Origin of the sequence: Streptomyces sp. NPDC048254 (genome assembly GCF_043201895.1) — a bacterium.
In the GTDB taxonomy this organism is placed as follows: Bacteria; Actinomycetota; Actinomycetes; order Streptomycetales; family Streptomycetaceae; genus Streptomyces.
Window position 1 is genome coordinate 116,353 of sequence record NZ_JBICZJ010000009.1, and the last position, 18,343, is coordinate 134,695.

The window sequence follows — 18,343 nt, forward strand, 5'->3', positions numbered from 1 at the left end:
TCCGTCTACATCCGTCTACATCCGGCGTCAGCGTTGCAGCAGCGCGAAGGACGCCCCCTGATTGTCGGTCACGACGGCCACTTTTCCGTACGACGTCTCGAAGGGCGGCGCCTGGACCCGGCCACCCAGCTGCCGCACGGCCTCGACCGCGGCCCCCACGTCCCCGGTGCGGAAGTGGACGACGAACTGCGGCGGCATCCCGGGGTAGAAGACGTCGGAGACGGGAGCGCGGCCGAAGTCCGGGTCGGCGCCGGTGCCGAACAGGGCGGCGGCGAAGAGGTGGCCGTAGAAGGTGTTGGCCGCGTGGATGTCGGTGGTGTAGAGCTGCGCCCAGGCGAAGGTGCCGGGGGCGTGCCGGACGCCGAAACCGGGATGACTCGCGGCCTGCCAGAGGCCGAAGACGGCGCCCTGGGGGTCGGCGACCAGGGCGGCGGTGCCGAGGTCACGGACGGGGACCGGGTCGTTCACGATCTGGCCGCCGGCGGCGAGGATCCGCCGGGCCAGGCCCCGCGCGTCCGGGGTCGCGAAGTACACCGTCCAGACGGTGGGCATCCGGCCGTCCCGCTTCCGTGCCAGCCTGGCGACGGCCGCGCCGTCCAGCCGGGCCCACACGGCCACACCTCCGGCGTCCTCGAAGGTCCATCCGAAGAGCCCGCCGTAGAACCGCTTGCCCGCCTCGACGTCGGGAAGCTGCACGTCCACCCAGCACGGGACGCCCTCCGTGTACGCGGATGCCCTGTTTTCGGCCATGTCGTCAAAGTAACCGCCCGGCTCGCACCCCGCAGACCAGCCGCACCACCTGGGGTGGCACCCCCCACGCACCCGTCACCCACCCCCCATACACCCGTGCACCCCATTTGCAGTCGGCCGAATCGCGCTCCGATCACCCCTCGGTAAGCTGACGGCATGACAGGACAAGTGCGTACCGTCGACGGCCGCGTGGCCGGCCGGCGTGGGCAGGCGACCCGGCAGAAGCTGCTCGACTGCCTCAGCGAGATGCTCAGCTCCTCCCCTTACCGGGACGTCAAGGTCATCGATGTCGCCCGGAAGGCGGGTACTTCGCCCGCGACCTTCTACCAGTACTTCCCGGACGTCGAGGGCGCCGTCCTGGAGATCGCCGAGCACATGGCCACCGAGGGCGGCCAGTTGACCGAGCTGCTGGCAGGGCGCTCCTGGGTCGGCAAGGCCGGCTGGGCGACCGCGCAGGAACTCGTGGACGGTTTCCTGGAGTTCTGGCGCAAGAACGACGCGATCCTGCGCGTGGTCGACCTCGGCGCGGCCGAAGGGGACAAACGGTTCTACAAGATCCGTATGAAGATCCTCAACTCGGTGAACAACTCCCTGACCGACTCCATCACGGAGTTGCAGTCCAAGGGCAAGGTCGACAAGGACGTGAACCCGGCGGCCATGGCCGGCTCGCTGGTCGCGATGCTCGCGGCGGTCGCCTCGCACCAGAAGGGCTTCCAGTCCTGGGGCGTGAAGCAGGCCGAACTCAAGCCGAACCTCGCGCTGTTGGTGCACCTGGGCGTGACCGGGAAGAAGCCCACGAAGTAACCCGCGCCCTGGGTCCTGTCTGGCAGGCGGTGGTTCACCGGAGGTGGGCCACCGCCTGTTGCGCTACCCGTTCCGTCACGCCGGCAGCGGGCGGTCCCGGACCACGTGCTTCATCACCAGGGTCGAGGTGAGGCGCTGTACGCCCGGCAGGGTCGCGAGCCGTTCGTCGTAGAGCCGCTGGAAGGCGGCGAGGTCGGCGGTGGCCACCCGCAGCAGGTAGTCGGGCTCGCCGAACAGCCGCTGCGCGTCCAGCACATGGGGGATCTCCGCGATCGCCCGCTCGAAGTCGGCGACCGTGTCCCGGTCCTCCTGCCGCATGGAGACGAAGACCAGCGCCTCGAAGGTCAGCCCCACGGACGCCGGGTCCACCACCGCCCGGTACCCGCTGATCGCCCCCGACCGCTCCAGCTCGCGCAGCCGCCGGTGGCACGGCGAGACACTCAGCCGCACCCGCCCGGCCAGCTCGGTCACGGTCAGCCGCCCGTCCTGCTGAAGCTCGGCAAGAATTTTCCGGTCCACGTGGTCCATGGGGAAGATTCTCCCCCGGAACAGCTGGTCGCGAGCAAATTTCGACAACACTTTCGGGCCTTTCACCCTTAATGTCCCTGCCATGGACACCGGACCCCTGATTTCCTTCCTCGCCGTGGACCTGCTGCTGGTGTGCGTGCCGGGCGCCGACTGGGCGTTCGTGATCGCCGCCGGAGTGCGCGGCCGCTCGGTGCCGCGCGCGGTGGCGGGCCTGGTCGCCGGGTACGCGCTGCACACGGCGCTCGCGGTCGCGGGGCTCGCGGTGCTGGTGGCGAGTTCGCCCGCGCTGCTCACCGTCCTGACGGTGGCCGGAGCCGCGTATCTGGTGTGGCTGGGGTGGAGCGTGCTGCGGCGCCCGGCGGTACCGGTGGAGGCGGGAGAGGCGGAAGAGGCGGCGGCCGGGACGGAGGGGCCGGACTTCTGGCGGGGTGCGGCGATCAGCGGCCTCAACCCCAAGGGCCTGCTGCTCTACCTCTCCGTACTCCCCCAGTTCCTGGTGACGAGGGGCGACCACGCCCCGGTGGCCGCCCAGACGGCCGTACTCGGCGCCCTCCACATGGCGGCCTGCGCGGCCGTCTACCTCGCCGTCGGCACCCTGGCCCGCCGTCTGCTGTCGGCGCGCCCGAGGGCGGCCCGGGCGGTCACCCGCACCTCGGGGGCGGCGATGCTGGGCATCGGCGCCCTGCTGCTGGCCCAGCACGCGCTGTGACCGACCGCCGCGCCCCGGCGAGCCGTGCAGCACGCGCCGTGACCGCCGCTCCCGCTGCACCCCCTGCTCCCCTTACGGGGCAGTGAGCCGGAAGACCCGCAGCTCCCGGTCCACCCGCTCCTGGTACGTCGCGTACGGCGGCCAGAACTGCAGGAGTTCACGCCAGGCGGCCGCCCGTTCCGACCCCGTCAGCAGCCGGGCCGTGACCGGTATGTCCCGGCCCTTCCAGCTGATCTCGGCGGCGGGATGCCTGAGGAGGTTGTAGGTCCAGGCGGGGTGGTCGGTCCGGCCGTAGTTGGACCCGACGAGCAGCCAGCCGTCCTCCTGGGGCATGCACGCGAGCGGCGTACGCCGGGGCAGGCCGCTGCGCGCCCCCGTGGAGGTCAGGATCGCCCCCGGCAGCATCTGCGCGCTGAGCAGCAGCCGGCCCCCGCTGAGCCGGTGCACGGCCCGGTCCAGGGCCGGGACCACATGCGGGGCGACCTTCAGGAACCCGCGGCTGGCCGCCGCCTTCCGCACCAGGCGTTCGCCGATCACACCGCCACCCCCTGTCCCCCGAACAGCCCAGCCGCGTCGGCGGCCTGCCCGCGCAGCCGGTGCACGGGCCCGAAGAGCAGCTCGTCCCCGGCCGCCCGCTTGAAGGACAGATGCGCCTCGTGCTCCCAGGTGAACCCGATCCCGCCGTGCAGCTGGATCCCCTCCGCGGCGGCGGTCCGCAGCGCCTCCAGCGCCTGGGCCAGGGCCAGTGCGCCCACCGGCTCCCCCTGGGCCGTCGCCCAGGCCGCGTAGTAGGCGGCCGACCGGGCCGCCCGTACCGCCACGTGCACATCGGCCAGCCGGTGCTTGACGGCCTGGAACGACCCGATCGCCCGCCCGAACTGCTCCCGCTGCTTCACGTACTCCACCGTGCGCTCCAGCGCCCGGTCCGCGGCCCCCACGGCCTCGCCCGCGAGCACCGCGGCCACGGAGTCGCCGAGTGCGGCGAGCGCGGGCCGGACGTCGGTGTCCTCGTCGCCCAGCGGTTCCGCGGCCACATGGCGCAGTTGGACCCTGGCCTGGGGGCGGGTCGGATCGAGGGTGGTGCGCCGGGTCCGTACGACCCCGTCGGCGTCCCCCGCCACCAGGAAGAGCAGGACGCGCGAGCGGGCGTACCCGCCGGCGTGCGCGGGGACCAGCAGCACGCCGGCACTGTGCCCGTCCAGCACCTGGTCGGCCTCTCCGTACAGCTGCCACCGGTCCCCCTGATGCCGTGCCTGGACACCGCCGGCCCGTCCGCCGCCGGCCCAGTCGCCGCCGCCGGGGCCGGTGAGCGCGAGGGCGGTGCCGAGCCGGGTGCCGGGGACGGCGAGGGCGGCGGTGAGGCTGCCGTCGGCGATCCTCGGGAGCAACTCGGCGCGTTGGGCGCCGGTGCCGAGGGCGAGCAGCAGCGGGGCGGCGAGGACGGCGGTGGCGAGGAACGGGGAGGGGGCGAGCGCGCGCCCCAACTCCTCTGCGGCCAGCGCGACTTCCGTGGCGGAGCAGCCGGCCCCGCCGAACTCCTCGGGCAGGGCGAGTCCGGGCAGGCCGAGTTGTTCGCCGAGGGCGGTCCACAGGGCGGGGTCGTGCCCCTCCGGCCGGTCGACGGCGGCCCGTACGTCCTCCGTCCCGCAGCGCTTGTGGAGCAGTTCACGCAGGGCGCGCCGGATCTCGTCCTGCTCGTCGGTGAAGCGGGCGTCCATGACCGGACCTCCTGACGATCTGACGGCCCGTCATGCTAGGGGCGTTGGATGCAGATGCACAGGGGCGGAGTGGAGCGGATCTGATGTACCGTCAGATTCATGACCGGACCCCGCAAGGTCGCCGTGGTCGGCGTGGCCCTGTCCGACTGCGGCCGCGTGGACGACGCCACCGCCTACGCCCTGCACGCCCAGGCGGCCCGCCGCGCGCTCGCCGACGCCGGCCTACGCCGGGAGGTGGTCGACGGCTTCGCCTCCGCGGGCCTGGGCACCCTGGCCCCGGTGGAGGTGGCCGAGTACCTGGGCCTGCGCCCCACCTGGGCCGACTCCACCTCGGTCGGCGGCTCCACCTGGGAGGTCATGGCGGCCCACGCGGCGGACGCGATCGCGGCCGGCCATGTCAACGCGGTCCTGCTGGTGTACGGCTCGACGGCCCGCGCCGACATCAAGGCGGGCCGCAGGACGGGTGACCTGTCCTTCGGCGCGCGGGGGCCCTTGCAATTCGAAGTCCCCTACGGCCATACGCTCATCGCCAAGTACGCGATGGCGGCCCGCCGTCACATGATCGAACACGGCACGACCATCGAGCAGTTGGCGGAGGTGGCGGTCCAGGCACGGGCGAACGCGGCGCTGAACCCGGAGGCGATGTTCCGCACCCCGGTCACGGTCGACGAGGTCCTGTCCGGCCCGATGATCGCCGACCCCTTCACCAAGCTGCACTGCTGCATCCGCTCCGACGGCGGCGCGGCCGTGCTGCTGGCGGCCGAGGAGTACGTACGGGAGTGCCGGACCTCCCCGGTGTGGATCCTCGGCACGGGTGAGTGCGTCTCGCACGCGACCATGTCGGAGTGGGCGGACTTCACGGTGTCCCCGGCGGCGGTGAGCGGCGAACTGGCCTTCCGGCGGGCGGGCGTACGGCCCTCGGAGGTGGACTTCGCCGAGATCTACGACGCCTTCACCTACATGACGCTGGTGACCCTGGAGGACCTGGGCTTCTGCGCGAAGGGCGAGGGCGGGGCGTTCGTGGAGAAGGGGCGGCTGCGGGTCGAGGGCGGAGAGCTCCCGGTGAACACGGACGGGGGCGGGCTGTCGGCCCAGCACCCGGGCATGCGGGGGCTGTTCCTGCTGGTGGAGGCGGTACGGCAGCTGCGCGGTGAGGCCGGTGACCGGCAGGTGCGCCGGGCGGACGGGGGGCTGCCGGAGCTGGGGGTGGCGTCGGGGACGGGGGGCTGGTTCTGCTCGTCGGGGACGGTGGTGCTGGGGCGGGGGTGACAGCGGGGGCGAGGGGCTGGGGTGACACCTGGGGCGGGGGAGGACGGCGGCAGCCTTTCGGGCCGCGGCAACCTTTCGGGCCGCGGCAACCTTCCGGGCCGCGGCAACCTTCCGGGCCGCGGCGGCGACTGCGTTCCGGAAGCTTCGACGTCCAGAACGAGACGTTCGAAGGACGTGCACCGCCGAACCGCGTAAGGATCGCTCCGTGGCCTCCTCCTCACATCGCCGTCGTCCGCGTCCGGACCAGAACTTCGAGTGGCGCCCGGTCCGCGGCCCTCTCCTCGCGGTGGCCGCCGTGGCCGCCGTCGCCCTGGTCGTGACCCTGGTCGTCGCCTTCCGCCCCGACGGCACGGCCGGCGCCGGGCAGGGGGCCGCGGACCGGGCGGTGTCCGCGGCCTCGGCCACGGCCTCGCCGGAAGCCGAGGCGAGCACGACGGCGACGGCATCGGCGACGCCCTCCAAGGGATCGTCGGCGTCATCGAAGCCCACGGCGAGCGCACGGACCACGCCGACGGCGTCCGCGGCTCCGTCCGCCGCCCCGGCCCGGCGCGCGGCGGCCGGCACCGCCCGCACCCCGTCCACCACCACGGCCCCCGCGGCCGGCCGGATCCGGCCCGGGGCCACCTACCAGGGGGTCGCCACCTCCTACGACGTCGGCAACGGCGACGGCGCCTGCTCGTTCGGCCCGACCGACGACGTCATGACCGCGGCGATGAACACCGCGGACTACGAGACGGCGAAGGCCTGCGGGGCGTACGTCTCGGTCCGCGCGGCGAGCGGCACGTCGATCACCGTACGCATCACCAACGAGTGCCCGGCCCCCTGTGCGGTCGGCCAACTCGACCTCAGCCGGCAGGCGTTCGCGAAGCTCGCGCCCCTCTCGGCGGGCCGGATCGCGATCACCTGGAGCCTGCTGAGCCCGGCCACCTCGGACACGGTGTCGATCCGCTACAAGGCCGGTTCCACCCAGTACTGGTGCGGCATCCAGGCGATCGGCCACCGCAATCCGCTGGCCCGCCTGGAGGTCCGCACCGGCGGCGGCTGGCTGGCGCTGACCCGCACCGGGTACAACTACTTCCTCTCCGAACAGGGCACCGGCTGCGGCGGCGAACTCCGCCTCACCGACATCTACGGCGAACAGCTCACCGTGCCCGCGCTCCCGGTACGCCCGGACGCGGTCCAGCGGACCGGGGTCCAGTTCGCCCGGCACTGAGGGGTGCCTCAGCGGCGCACCGGCACGATGCGATGGCCGCGGCGGGGGCCGGGGGCGTCGACGAGGGTGACGCCGATGTGGGTGCGGGCGATCGCCCAGGCGGCCGGGGCGACGATCAGGGTCACGACGGCCGCGGCCACACTGACCGGGAGGAGCAGCGGCGGCGACTGCCCGGCCGGGAGAGTCCGGCCGCCCTCGTGGACGGCGTAGGCCAGCGAGGCGGCGAACAGCACCAGCGCGAGCAGGGAGACCGTGCCCCAGGTCAGGCGGATGCGCCGGGTACGGGCGTGGTCGCGGACCTCGGCGACGAGCGCGGCCGAGCAGACCGGACACTCCAGCTCGACGCGGTCCCGGCCCTCGGCCGGCCGGACCAGCCGGAAGTCACGCGCGGCCCAGGTGACGGTCCGCGTCCTGGGCCGCCCGGCGTCGCCGAGTACGTGGCGTACGGCCACCCGCACGGTCCTGGGTCCCCTCATGCCGGACAGTGTGGGGCCGGGGCACAGGTGTTCGCAGGGATTTGCTCGGTTGTGCCCGGGGAGTCCGGTCCCCGTGCCCCCCCGGGGCACGCCGGGCCACCGTAGGACGTCCTGATGGTGCGGCCTCGCGAGGTCCCCGAGTGATACTCGGCACATGGCAGCAACGGATCTTCACACGCTCCTGAAGTCGCTCCGGGTCTGGTCCCCCGAGACCACGGAGCTACGGCCGTTCGACCCGGCGTCGGCACCCGATGCCCCGCTCCCCCTCTTCACCACGTGGTTCGCGGAGGCGGTGGCGGCCGGGCAGCCGGAGCCGCACACCGTGTCGCTGGCCACGGCGGACGAGGAGGGCCGGGCGGACGTACGGATCGTGATGCTGCACGGCGCGGACCCGGACGGCTGGTCCTTCGCGTCGCATCTGACCAGCCGCAAGGGGCATCAGCTGACCGCCCGCCCGTACGCGGCGCTGGCCTTCTACTGGCCGGTGCTGGGCCGCCAGGTCCGGCTCCGCGGGCCGGTCACCCCGGCCCCGTCGGAGGAGGGCCAGGCGGACCTGCACGCCCGCTCGACGGGCGCCCTGGCGGCGGCGCTCACCGGCAGGCAGAGCGGCGTCCTGTCCTCGCTGGAGGAGCTGCGGGAGGAGTCGGAGGCGGCCTGGGAACGAGCCCGCGCCGACCCGACCGCCCCCTCCCCCACCTGGACCCTCTACCGGCTGCGCCCGGAGGAGGCCGAGTTCTTCCAGGGCGACCCGGACCGACGCCATGTCCGGCTCCGGTACGTCGAGGAGGAGGACGGGACTTGGCGGAAGCAACTGCTGTGGCCGTGAACGCCGTGCGGTACGGCGCCCGCCCGGCTGCAAGCGCCGACCCCTCGCCGCGTACGCCGACCGCGAGCGCGGGTTCCGCACGGGGCACGCCGGCCGCGCGCGCCGTGCCGCACGGCGCACACCCGACCGCGAGCGCCGCTCACTCGCCACGCACGCCAGCCGCGAGCGCCGGTTCCGCACGGGGCACGTCGGCCGCGTGCGCCGTGCCACACGGCGCACACCCGGCTGCGAGCGCCGCTCACTCGCCACGCACGCCAGCCGCGAGCGCCGGTTCCGCACGGGGCACGTCGGCCGCGTGCGCCGTGCCACACGGCGCACACCCGGCTGCGAGCGCCGCTCACTCGCCACGCACGCCAGCCGCGAGCGCCGGTTCCGCACGGCGCGCGCCGGACGTGCGCGCCGGATCGCACGGCGCGCGCCAGCCGTAGGCGCCAGCCCGCCCCTACGCCCGCTCCCCGAAGTCGTACACCGCCCAGTCGGCCACCTGCCGGTAGCCGATGCGCTGGTAGAGCGCGTTGCTCGTCGGGTTCGCCAGGTCCGTGAAGAGGAGGACCTCGCCGACGCCCTGGGCCAGGGCCACCCGGCTGACCTCCGCCGTCACCGCGCCGGCATAGCCGCGGCCACGCAGCTCGCGCGGGGTGTAGACGGGCGCGACCCGGGCCTGGCCGCCGACCGTCGGGGTCACGCCGGCCATGGACACCGGGGTGCCGTCGGGGGTCTCCCAGAGCGTGATGCCGCCGTAGGAGAACCGGAAGTCGGCCCAGTCCCCGCCGTCCCGGCCGCCCGGCAGGCCCGCGTCGGCGACGAAGCCGCCGTACCAGCGGATCAGCAGCTCCCGGTCCGCCGGCCCGGCCACCCTCGCCCGGCCCTCCGGCACCGGCGCGGGAACCGTCAACTCGTCCAACCGGTAGAGCCGTTCGAGGTCATGGAGCTTCCCGGGCGTCCCGGTCCGCCGTTCCCAGGCCGCCACGAACGCCTCCGCCGTGGCGCGTTCGGCGGCGAATCCGGAGACCGGGTGGCCGACGGCGAGGAGCCGGGAGGCCAGTGCCTCGGTCTCCCCGGCCGTGAGGCGGGTGGTGCGCAGGGCGTACGGCGGGGTGTGCAGCAGGGCCGCGCCCACGCTGCCGTCGCTCCGGGTCAGGTAGCCGAGGAACGGGGGCTGGTCGCCGTACGCCGACGGGCCGCTGTGCCTCAGCTGCCGGGTCACCGTCAGATGGACGGTGTGCAGGTCCGGACGGGAGTCGAGGAAGTCCTGCGCGTGGTCGAGGAATTCGTCCACGTCGGAGGTGAAGTGCCAGTCGGACGCGTCGGTTGCCTCGGACGTGTCGGTGGCTTCGGATGCTTCGGTTGCTTCGGACGCTTCGGATGCGGGTGTCTCGGAGGCCATGGTCGATGGTCGCGGTCGGCCGCCGCCCCCCGCACGCGAATTAATCCAGCGCCGGCGCCGGGTCCGAGGCGAGGCGGGCGTGCAGGTGCGCGTCCCGGAACGCGTTCGGCCGGCCCGCCTCGAACATCGCGCCCCGCAGCGTCCCCTCGTACGGGAATCCGCACGTCCGCGCTATCCGGCAGGACGCCTCGTGGCCGAGGGCGTGCCCCAACTCCAGGCGGTAGAGGCCCAGCTCGGTGAAGGTCCAGCGGGCGGCCAGGGCCAGGGCGTGGGTGGCGACCCGGCGGCCCCGCGCCTCGGGGAGCACCCAGTAGCCGACCCGGGCGCAACGGGACACCCGGTCGATCATGTTGATGCCGATGTGCCCGAGGGTTGTACCGCTCTCCGCGTCCGCGATCCGGAACGGCGCGCAGCCGCCGGCGGCCGCCTGCTTCCGCTGCCTCAGCAGGGCGGCACGGGCCCCGGCGAGGTCGATGTCCGGCTGGAGCGGGGTGTTCCAGCGGAGGAAGTCCAGGTCGGTACGGCCGCACAGCCAGGCCTCGGCGTGGGCCCGCGAGTCCGGGTTCCAGTGGTCGAGGCGCAGACCGTGACCGTGCGGGGTGACGTCGGGGCGGCGGGCGGCGGGCTGTTCGTCGATCTGGGCCATGGGGTCATTGAAGCCTCTGTGCCGGGTGATGGCCCAGCCCGTTTCGGCGCGTTCCCTGTTCCGGCCGCCCCCTGTGCCGACCGCTCCCGGTTCCGGCCGCCCTCCGTCCTGGCCGCCCGCTGCCCCGGCCGCTCGCTGTTCAGCGTGCCGCGGGGCGGAACACCGGCACGCCCTCCCGGAAGGCGACCGCCAGCTCCAGTCCAGCGCGCGGCTCGGGCGTGTCCACCAGCTCGGTCATCATGCGCGGGCCCTCCGCCAGGTCGACCACGGCGGCGACGTACGGGACGCGGTCACCGAAGGGCGGGAGGTCGTTGCGGTGCACGACGGACCAGGTGTAGAGGCTCGCGCGGCCGGTCGCGGGCTCCCAGGTGACGTCCTCGCTCCAGCAGTGCGGGCAGAACTCCCGGGGGTAGTGGTGGGCCCGGCCGCAGGAGCCGCAGCGGCGGAGAAGGAGCCTGCCCTCGGCCGCCGCCTCCCAGTAGGGGCGGGTGAAGGCGTCCGGTTCGGGGAGGTCGTACCGCCGGGCGGCCGGGCGGGCCCGGTCGGCGGTCGTCGCGGTCGGCGCACTCGTCGCATCCATGAATCTGACGTTATGTCAGATGGATGCGGGAGCCCAGAGGGCGATGAGCAAAAGCTGTGCGTTTCCCATGGGGTTGTGAGTCCGCCATGAATCCCGGCAGATTGTTGACGATTTTGTTGGCGCCGAATTACGTTCGCATACGCAAGGCCAAGGAGCCCGCACACGAGAGGCAGCAAGGTGAAGCACAGGGCAGTGAAGCGCAGGACCGTGGTCATGGGCATCGGCGCCACGGCCGGTGTCGCAGCAGTCGGCGGCATCGCCCTCAGCGCACAGGCGTCGAGCGACTCCTCCTCGGGCTCCTCGGGCTCCCTTAAGTTCGACCCGGACGCGTACACGAAGCTGACGACGACCGTCACGGACACGGACGGCGACGACCACTCGGTGACGTACCACTTCTGGAAGGCGATCACCTATGTCGCCAACCCGGTGGACGAGACCTACCAGTCGCTCGTCGTCAGCGCCCCGGTCGAGATCGACGGCGAGACGGTCGACCCGACGAACGCGCCGATCCTGTTCGCCAACTCCGTCGGCGGGTACATGCCCTCCTCCGTGGCGGACGCCACCGGTGTCGGCGCCGGCGGCATGAGCGCCGGCGGCGGTGCCCCGAGCGGTGCGCCCACCGGCAGCGCCGCGCCCAGCGCCTCGGCCTCCACCACCTCCAACGCGAACGGCAACACCAACGCCACCGGCGGCGCCACCGCCTCCAACCAGCTGCTGGCCCTGGCCGCCGGCTACGTGGTGGTCGAGCCCGGCGCCCGCGGCCGCACCCTCAAGAACTCCGACGGCGAGTACTACGGCACCGCCCCCGCCGCGATCGTCGACCTCAAGGCGGCCGTGCGGTACGTGAAGGCCAACCGCGGCCTCATCCCCGGCGACGTCGACCGGATCGTTTCGGCCGGCACCAGTGCGGGCGGCGCCCTGTCCTCGCTGCTCGGCGCCTCCGGCGACAGCCCGATCTACGACAAGTACCTCAAGGAGATCGGCGCGGCCGACGCCTCGGACGCGATCTTCGCGACCGGCGCCTGGTGCCCGATCACGGACCTGGAGCACGCCGACGGCGGCTACGAGTGGAACTGGGGCTCCAACGTCACCCAGTCCACCGGCAAGGTCGTCGACCAGGCCGTGTCGAAGGACCTGCGGGCGCAGTTCGCCGAGTACCAGGCGAGCCTGAAGCTGCGCGGCCTGGACGGCTTCGGCCCGCTGACCGCCCGCAACTACGACGAGTACCTGCTCAAGCAGTACCTGGAGCCGTCCGCCACCACCTACCTCGCCGCCCTGTCGGACTCGGACCGCGAGACCTATCTGGCCGCCAACACCTTCATCACCTGGTCCGGCGGCAAGGCCACCTTCGGCTGGGACGACTACCTCACCCACGTCGGCGCCCGCAAGAAGACCACCCCCGCCTTCGACGCCTTCGACCTGTCCGCCGGCGAAAACAATGAGTTCGGAGCCGGTACGACCGAAAGCCGCCACTTCACGGCCTACGGCGCGAAGAATGACTCCACCGGTCTCGGCACCAAGCGGGTCGCGGGCGACATCCCCGAGAAGCTGAACCTGATGAACCCGATGTACCACCTGGTGGAGAAGGTCAACGGCAAGCGCTCGAAGCACTGGTGGATCCGTCTCGGCATCAATGACACCGACACCTCGCACGTCATCTCCGCGAACCTGGCGGCCCGCCTGGACAACCTCGGCGACGACGTGAACCACCTCTACTACTGGGACCAGGGCCATGGCGCCAACACCGACCCGGGCGACTTCATCACCTGGATCGCCGAGGTGACGGGCTTCGGCCAGGGCAAGACCAAGGGAAACAGCAACGGCAACGGCAACGGCAACGGCAACGGCAAGAAGGGCTAGCGGGACTGAGAAACCGCCGCGGAAGTAAGAACCTCTCACAATCGAGATAGGCCCCTCACGACCGCGATAGCCTCCCCGAACGCGGTGTCCTTTTCCCGTCTGTCCAAGGACACCGCCCACCCGCGCCGTCGGGCTCCCGCGCACCGGAGCCCGGCGGCGCGGGCCTTTTCCCGCCCCTTCTGTTCGGTTTCCGTTCAGATGAAGTGGGCTACGTCACAAGTCCCACTCACTTCTCCTACGGGTGTGATCAATCCGCAACCAATTCCGGTCTTGACCGAGACCCATCAACGTGACGCGTGATTACGCTCCCGCCCATGGCCGTGTTTCCCCCCACCGTTTCGCCCGTCTACGTCATCGGCGCCGGCCCCGGAGGTCTCGCCGCCGCGTACGCGCTGCGAGCCCGGGGCATCCGCGCCGTCGTCCTGGAGAAGTCCGACGACGTCGGCTCCTCCTGGCGCCACCACTACGACCGCCTCCGTCTCCACACCACCCGCCGTCTCTCCGCGCTGCCCGGCCTGCCCATGCCGCGCCGCTTCGGCCGCTGGGTCTCCCGCGACAACGTGGTGCGCTACCTGGAGAAGTACGCCGAGCACCACGAACTGGAGATCGTCACCGGCGTCGAGGTCTCCCGGGTGGAGCGCTCGCCCGCCGGCGACGGCTGGCTGCTGCACGCCTCCGGCGGCCGGGAGCTGACCGGCTCCGCGGTGGTGGTCGCCACCGGCTTCAACCACACCCCGCGCATCCCCGACTGGCCCGGCCTGGCCACCTACGGGGGCCGGTTCCTGCACGCAGGCGAGTACCGGAACGCCGAGCCCTTCGCCGGGCAGGACGTCCTCGTCGTCGGCGCCGGCAACACCGGCGCCGAGATCGCCGTCGACCTGGTGGAGGGCGGCGCCTCCCGGGTACGGCTCGCCGTCCGCACGGTCCCGCACATCGTGCGCCGTTCCACCGCCGGCTGGGCCGCCCAGTACAACTCGATCCTGGTACGACGCCTCCCGGTGTCCCTCGTCGACCGGCTGGCCCGCACGATGGCCAAGGTCAGCGTGCCCGACCTGGCCGCCCAGGGCCTGCCCCGCCCCGGCACCGGCCTCTACAGCCGGGTCGGGCAGGGCGCCATCCCGATCCTGGACGTCGGCCTCGTCGACGCGGTGCGGGAGGGGAAGGTGGAGATCGTGGCCGCCGTCGACGGCTTCGAGGACGGCAAGGTCACACTCGCCGACGGCACCCTCGCCTCCCCCGACACGGTGATCGCCGCGACCGGATACGTGCGCGCACTGGAGGACCTGGTGGGCCACCTCGGCGTCCTCGACGACCGCGGCCATCCGGCCACCCACGGACCCCGCAGCCCGAAGCACGCCCCCGGCCTCTACTTCACCGGCTACACCAACCCCATCAGCGGCATGTTCCGGGAGATGGCGCTCGACGCGCAGAAGATCGCGAAGTCCGTCGCCAAGCGACAGCGGGCGGCCTAGACCGACCGCCCCGGACGGCGTGACCCGCCCCCCGGACGGCGTAGGGATCCTCAACCTCCTTATGTATGCGCCTCGTTGCCCATGTGACGGATGCGACGGGAGTTCTTTGTTACCGGCGGTAGCACTATCCGTGTGTCCGAGCCCAGAATGTGAGCCCTGCTCAACTTTCCGGCTCCACCCCTCTCGCTCATGACGGAGGACGCACGTGGCACGCGAAAGACAGCTCTCCCCCGCGAGGTCCCTCTCCCGCCGCTCCCTCCTCGGCGGCGCCGCCGCCGGGGCGGCCGGCCTCACCGCGGTCTCCGCCGGTACGGCCACCGCGGCCACCGCGGCCACCGCAGTCGCATCGACCACCTCGGCCGCCTCGGCCGCCTCCCGGACCGTGGACGTCGCGATCGTCGGCGGCGGCCTCGCCGGGCTCACCGCGGCCCGCGACCTGGTGGCCGGCGGCAGGTCGGTGGCCGTGCTGGAGGCCCGGGACCGGGTCGGCGGCCGGGTGGTGAACCTGGCGCTGGCGGGCGGCGGTCACACCGAGGGCGGCGGCGAGTTCATCGGCCCCACCCAGGACCGCCTCAAGGCCCTCGCCGACTCCCTGGGCGTGGCGACCTTCGCCACCTACAACACGGGCGACAACCTCCTCTACAAGGACGGCAAGCGCACGCCCTACGACACCAGCGGCCTGCTCGGCTCGGTGCCACCGGTCGACGCGGCCGGACTCGCCAACGCGGCGATCGTGCAGTCCGAGCTGGACAGCATGGCCGCGCAGGTGCCGGTGGACGCGCCCTGGACCGCCGCCAAGGCCGCCGAGTGGGACAGGCAGACCTTCGAGAGCTGGCTGAACGCCCACGCGATCGTCCCGTCCGCCAAGTTCCTCCTGGACCTGGCCTGCACATCGATCTTCTCGGCCCAGCCCCGCGAACTCTCCCTCCTCTACGTCCTCTACTACATCGCCGCCGCCGGCAACGAGTCCACCGCCGGCACCCTGGAGCGGCTCACCGACACCGCGGGCGGCGCCCAGGAGTCCCGCTTCGTCGGCGGCTCCCAGCAGGTCCCGATCAAGCTCGCCGCGGCCCTCGGCGACCGGGTGGTGCTGAGCGCGCCGGTGCGGTCGATCGTCGGGTCCGGCGGCTCGTACGTCGTCACGGCGGACGGGATCACGGTCAACGCGACCCGGGTCGTGGTCGCCGTGCCGCCGCCGCTGGCCGCCCGCATCACCTACGATCCGCTGCTTCCGGCCGCCCGCGACCAGCTCACCCAGCGGATGCCGATGGGCTCGATCGGCAAGGCCATCGCCGTCTACGACACCCCCTTCTGGCGGGCCGCCGGCCTCAACGGGCAGGCCGTCAGCGACTCCGGCGTGGTCCGCTCGACCTTCGACAACTCCCCGCCGGACGCCTCCTACGGGGCGCTGATGGGCTTCATCGAGGCCGACGAGATGCGGGTGTACGACGCGGCGAGCGTCGCCGACGTCAAGGCCGCCGTCCTGGCCGACTACGTCAACTACTTCGGGGACAAGGCCGGATCTCCCGCCTCCTTCGTGCTGCAACGCTGGGACAATGAGGGCTTCTCACGGGGCGGCCCGGTGGCCTACGCGCCGCCCGGTGTGCTGACCGAGTACGGGGCCGCGCTGCGCGAGCCGGTGGGCGGGATCCACTGGGCCGGGACGGAGACCTCCACGTTCTGGACGGGCTTCATGGACGGGGCGGTGCGGTCGGGCGAGCGGGTGGCGAAGGAGGTGCTGGCCACCCTCGGGTGAGAAGACAGGCTGCTTTCGGGCTCAACTTTGCGTGCAGACCAGTTCCTGACGCAGCGTCAGTTCAGTAATCTGACACTGCGTCAGTTAATTGTGCTGTCACACAGGAGCGGGCGGAACGATGCTTGGATCAACCCACGGCACCCTCACCACCGACTCCCGCCGGGCCCGGGTCATCGCCTGCGGTGAGCAGCGACCCGGGCCCGCCGTCCACGGCCGGACGGCCGACGCGGACGAGCAGGACGTCAGCGGACGGCCGCTGTACGCGGACGTACCGGATCTGGACAGGTTCTTCCGGCCCGAGTCCGTCGCCGTGATCGGCGCCTCGGACGCCGAGGGGCGGCCCAACACCGGTATCACCCGGCAGATCCTCGACTGGGCCGAGCGGGTCGGGGCCCGGGTGCACCCGGTGCATCCGGCCCGGCCGTCGGTCTTCGGCATCGCCTGCGCTCCTTCCGTCGCCGACCTGCCCGAGCAGGTCGACCTCGCCGTACTCCTGGTCGCCGACCCCCTTCCGGTGCTCGAGGAACTCGCCGAGGCCAAGGTGCGGTTCGCCGTGGCCTTCGCCTCCGGGTTCGCCGAGACCGGCGAGGAGGGGGCGGCGGCCCAGGTCCGGCTCGCGGCCGCCGTACGCCGCTCCGGGCTGCGGCTGCTCGGCCCGAACACCAACCTGAACGCCTTCGAGCGCTTCCGGGACGACCTGGACGGGCCGGCGATCGCGCTGATCACCCAGTCGGGACACCAGGGCCGGCCCGTCTTCGCCGCCCAGGAACTCGGCATCCGCCTCTCGCACTGGGCGCCCACCGGCAACGAGGCCGACCTGGAGACCGCCGACTTCATCTCCTACTTCGCCGAGCGCCCCGAGGTCGGCGCCATCGCCTGCTACGTCGAGGGCCTCAAGGACGGCCGCGCCTTCCTGCTGGCCGCCGACCGCGCGGCCCGCCGCAAGGTGCCGGTGGTCGCCGTGAAGGTCGGCCGCACCGAGGCCGGCGCCCGCACCGCCGCCTCCCACACCGGCAAGCTGACCGGCGCGGACGACGTGGTCGACGCGGCGCTGCGCCAGTACGGGGTGATCCGCGTCGACGGCCTCGACGAACTCCAGGACACCGCCGCCCTGCTGGCCCGGGCACGGCCGCCGCACGCCGACGGGGTGGTCGTCTATTCGATCTCGGGCGGCACGGGAGCGCACGCCGCGGACCTGGCGTCCGGGGCGGGGCTCCGGCTGCCGGTGCTGTCCGAGGCACGGCAGGCCGAGCTGCACCAGTGGATACCGGAGTACCTGAGCGTGGCCAACCCGGTCGACAACGGCGGTCATCCGGTGGGCGACTGGCGCGGCCGGAAGATCATCGACGCGATCCTCGCCGACCCGGAGGTCGGGGTGCTGATCTGCCCGATCACCGGGCCCTTCCCGCCGCTCAGCGACCGCCTCGTGCGGGATCTGGTCGACGCGGCCGAGGCGACCGACAAGCTGGTGTGCGTGGTGTGGGGTTCGCCGGTCGGCACCGAACCCGCCTACCGCGAGGTCCTGTTGGGCTCCTCCCGGGTGGCCACGTTCCGCACGGTCGGCAACTGTCTCACCGCCGTCCGCGCCTACCTCGACCACCACCGCTTCGTCCGCGCCTACCACTCCCCCTTCGACGAGGCCCCGCGCACGCCCTCGCCCTCGTACCGCAAGGCGCTCGCGCTGATGCGGCCGGGGCAGCAGCTGAGCGAGCACGCGGCGAAGCAGCTGCTGCGCGCGTACGGCATACGGGTGCCGCGCGAGCAGTTGGTGACCAGCGCGGCCGCCGCCGTGCGCGCGGCGGCACTGGTCGGGTACCCGGTGGTGATGAAGGCGTCCGGCGCGCAGATCGCCCACAAGACCGAGCTGGGCCTGGTGAAGATCGGGCTGACCTCCGCCAGCCAGGTCCGGGACGCCTACCGGGAGCTGACCGACATCGCCCGCTACGAGGGCGTCACCCTCGACGGTGTGCTGGTCTGCCAGATGGTCGAGCGGGGCGTGGAGATGGTCGTCGGGGTCACGCACGACGCCCTGTTCGGGCCGACGGTGACCGTCGGGCTGGGCGGGGTCCTGGTCGAGGTCCTGCACGACGCGGCCGTACGCGTGCCGCCGTTCGGCGAGGAGCAGGCCCGGGACATGCTCGCCGAACTGCGCGGGCGGGCCCTGCTGGACGGGGTCCGGGGGCGGCCGCCGGCCGATCTCGAAGCGCTCGTCGAGGTGATCCTGCGCGTCCAGCGGATGGCCCTGGAACTCGGCGACCAGCTCGCCGAACTCGACATCAACCCCCTGATGGTGCTGCCCGAGGGGCAGGGCGCGGTGGCGCTCGACGCGCTGGCGGTGTGCCGCTGAGA

17 protein-coding genes are annotated in these 18,343 nt (G+C 72.9%); 9 read left to right on the top strand and 8 right to left on the bottom strand.

Features of this window, described 5'->3' with window-relative positions; genetic code table 11:
- Nucleotides 1-27 precede the first annotated feature (27 nt).
- Nucleotides 28-750, bottom strand: coding sequence for a VOC family protein (locus tag ACGFZQ_RS25115; RefSeq protein ID WP_393842195.1), 723 nt, complete (start codon nucleotides 748-750; stop codon nucleotides 28-30).
- A gap of 156 nt (nucleotides 751-906) precedes the next feature.
- On the opposite strand from ACGFZQ_RS25115, the gene ACGFZQ_RS25120 reads away from it, so the two are divergent.
- The gene (locus ACGFZQ_RS25120; RefSeq protein ID WP_393842196.1) at nucleotides 907-1,554 is read left to right on the top strand and encodes a TetR family transcriptional regulator; all 648 of its coding nucleotides are present in this window, start codon (nucleotides 907-909) and stop codon (nucleotides 1,552-1,554) included.
- Between the two features lie 75 nt (nucleotides 1,555-1,629).
- Here the strand turns inward: ACGFZQ_RS25120 and ACGFZQ_RS25125 are convergent, their stop codons facing one another.
- Complete coding sequence (locus tag ACGFZQ_RS25125) at nucleotides 1,630-2,082, bottom strand: Lrp/AsnC family transcriptional regulator (RefSeq protein WP_351737295.1); 453 nt, start codon at nucleotides 2,080-2,082, stop codon at nucleotides 1,630-1,632.
- 82 nt (nucleotides 2,083-2,164) lie between these two features.
- Here ACGFZQ_RS25125 and ACGFZQ_RS25130 point away from each other — a divergent pair, with 82 nt between their 5' ends.
- A complete protein-coding gene (locus ACGFZQ_RS25130; protein WP_393842197.1) occupies nucleotides 2,165-2,791 on the top strand; it encodes a LysE family translocator in 627 nt (208 codons plus the stop codon).
- A gap of 72 nt (nucleotides 2,792-2,863) precedes the next feature.
- Here the strand turns inward: ACGFZQ_RS25130 and ACGFZQ_RS25135 are convergent, their stop codons facing one another.
- Both ACGFZQ_RS25135 and ACGFZQ_RS25140 read right to left on the bottom strand, forming a co-directional pair.
- Nucleotides 2,864-3,328, bottom strand: a complete 465-nt coding sequence (locus ACGFZQ_RS25135) for a nitroreductase family deazaflavin-dependent oxidoreductase (protein ID WP_393842198.1) — start codon at nucleotides 3,326-3,328, stop codon at nucleotides 2,864-2,866.
- Nucleotides 3,325-4,509, bottom strand: coding sequence for an acyl-CoA dehydrogenase family protein (locus ACGFZQ_RS25140; protein ID WP_393842199.1), 1,185 nt, complete (start codon nucleotides 4,507-4,509; stop codon nucleotides 3,325-3,327). The genes ACGFZQ_RS25135 and ACGFZQ_RS25140 overlap by 4 nt, the downstream gene beginning before the upstream one ends.
- 99 nt (nucleotides 4,510-4,608) lie before the next feature.
- On the opposite strand from ACGFZQ_RS25140, the gene ACGFZQ_RS25145 reads away from it, so the two are divergent.
- On the top strand, nucleotides 4,609-5,778 hold the full coding sequence (locus ACGFZQ_RS25145; protein WP_393842200.1) for an acetyl-CoA acetyltransferase: 1,170 nt from the start codon (nucleotides 4,609-4,611) through the stop codon (nucleotides 5,776-5,778).
- 205 nt (nucleotides 5,779-5,983) lie between these two features.
- Nucleotides 5,984-6,991, top strand: a complete 1,008-nt coding sequence (locus tag ACGFZQ_RS25150; protein ID WP_393842201.1) for an expansin EXLX1 family cellulose-binding protein — start codon at nucleotides 5,984-5,986, stop codon at nucleotides 6,989-6,991.
- An 8-nt stretch (nucleotides 6,992-6,999) separates the two neighbouring features.
- Here the strand turns inward: ACGFZQ_RS25150 and ACGFZQ_RS25155 are convergent, their stop codons facing one another.
- Complete coding sequence (locus tag ACGFZQ_RS25155) at nucleotides 7,000-7,467, bottom strand: hypothetical protein (protein ID WP_393842202.1); 468 nt, start codon at nucleotides 7,465-7,467, stop codon at nucleotides 7,000-7,002.
- A gap of 154 nt (nucleotides 7,468-7,621) precedes the next feature.
- Between ACGFZQ_RS25155 and ACGFZQ_RS25160 the strand changes: the two genes are divergently transcribed.
- Entirely contained in the window at nucleotides 7,622-8,293 is a 672-nt protein-coding gene (locus ACGFZQ_RS25160; RefSeq protein WP_393842203.1) for a pyridoxal 5'-phosphate synthase, read from the top strand.
- A gap of 442 nt (nucleotides 8,294-8,735) precedes the next feature.
- Here the strand turns inward: ACGFZQ_RS25160 and ACGFZQ_RS25165 are convergent, their stop codons facing one another.
- From ACGFZQ_RS25165 to ACGFZQ_RS25175, 3 genes are all read right to left on the bottom strand, one after another.
- Nucleotides 8,736-9,680, bottom strand: coding sequence for a GNAT family N-acetyltransferase (locus tag ACGFZQ_RS25165; protein ID WP_393842204.1), 945 nt, complete (start codon nucleotides 9,678-9,680; stop codon nucleotides 8,736-8,738).
- 40 nt (nucleotides 9,681-9,720) lie between these two features.
- Nucleotides 9,721-10,326, bottom strand: a complete 606-nt coding sequence (locus tag ACGFZQ_RS25170) for a GNAT family N-acetyltransferase (protein ID WP_393842205.1) — start codon at nucleotides 10,324-10,326, stop codon at nucleotides 9,721-9,723.
- A gap of 139 nt (nucleotides 10,327-10,465) precedes the next feature.
- The gene (locus tag ACGFZQ_RS25175) at nucleotides 10,466-10,906 is read right to left on the bottom strand and encodes a Zn-ribbon domain-containing OB-fold protein (RefSeq protein WP_382533418.1); all 441 of its coding nucleotides are present in this window, start codon (nucleotides 10,904-10,906) and stop codon (nucleotides 10,466-10,468) included.
- Nucleotides 10,907-11,119: 213 nt separating this feature from the next.
- Here ACGFZQ_RS25175 and ACGFZQ_RS25180 point away from each other — a divergent pair, with 213 nt between their 5' ends.
- The 4 genes from ACGFZQ_RS25180 (at nucleotide 11,120) to ACGFZQ_RS25195 (ending at nucleotide 18,341) form a co-directional block, all read left to right on the top strand.
- Nucleotides 11,120-12,766: a subtype B tannase gene (locus ACGFZQ_RS25180; protein ID WP_393842444.1), complete on the top strand. Its 1,647-nt coding sequence runs from the start codon at nucleotides 11,120-11,122 to the stop codon at nucleotides 12,764-12,766.
- A 314-nt stretch (nucleotides 12,767-13,080) separates the two neighbouring features.
- Nucleotides 13,081-14,238: a flavin-containing monooxygenase gene (locus tag ACGFZQ_RS25185; RefSeq protein WP_393842206.1), complete on the top strand. Its 1,158-nt coding sequence runs from the start codon at nucleotides 13,081-13,083 to the stop codon at nucleotides 14,236-14,238.
- Between the two features lie 205 nt (nucleotides 14,239-14,443).
- Nucleotides 14,444-15,994, top strand: coding sequence for a flavin monoamine oxidase family protein (locus ACGFZQ_RS25190; RefSeq protein ID WP_393842207.1), 1,551 nt, complete (start codon nucleotides 14,444-14,446; stop codon nucleotides 15,992-15,994).
- 118 nt (nucleotides 15,995-16,112) lie between these two features.
- The gene (locus ACGFZQ_RS25195; RefSeq protein ID WP_393842208.1) at nucleotides 16,113-18,341 is read left to right on the top strand and encodes an acetate--CoA ligase family protein; all 2,229 of its coding nucleotides are present in this window, start codon (nucleotides 16,113-16,115) and stop codon (nucleotides 18,339-18,341) included.
- Nucleotides 18,342-18,343 lie beyond the last annotated feature (2 nt).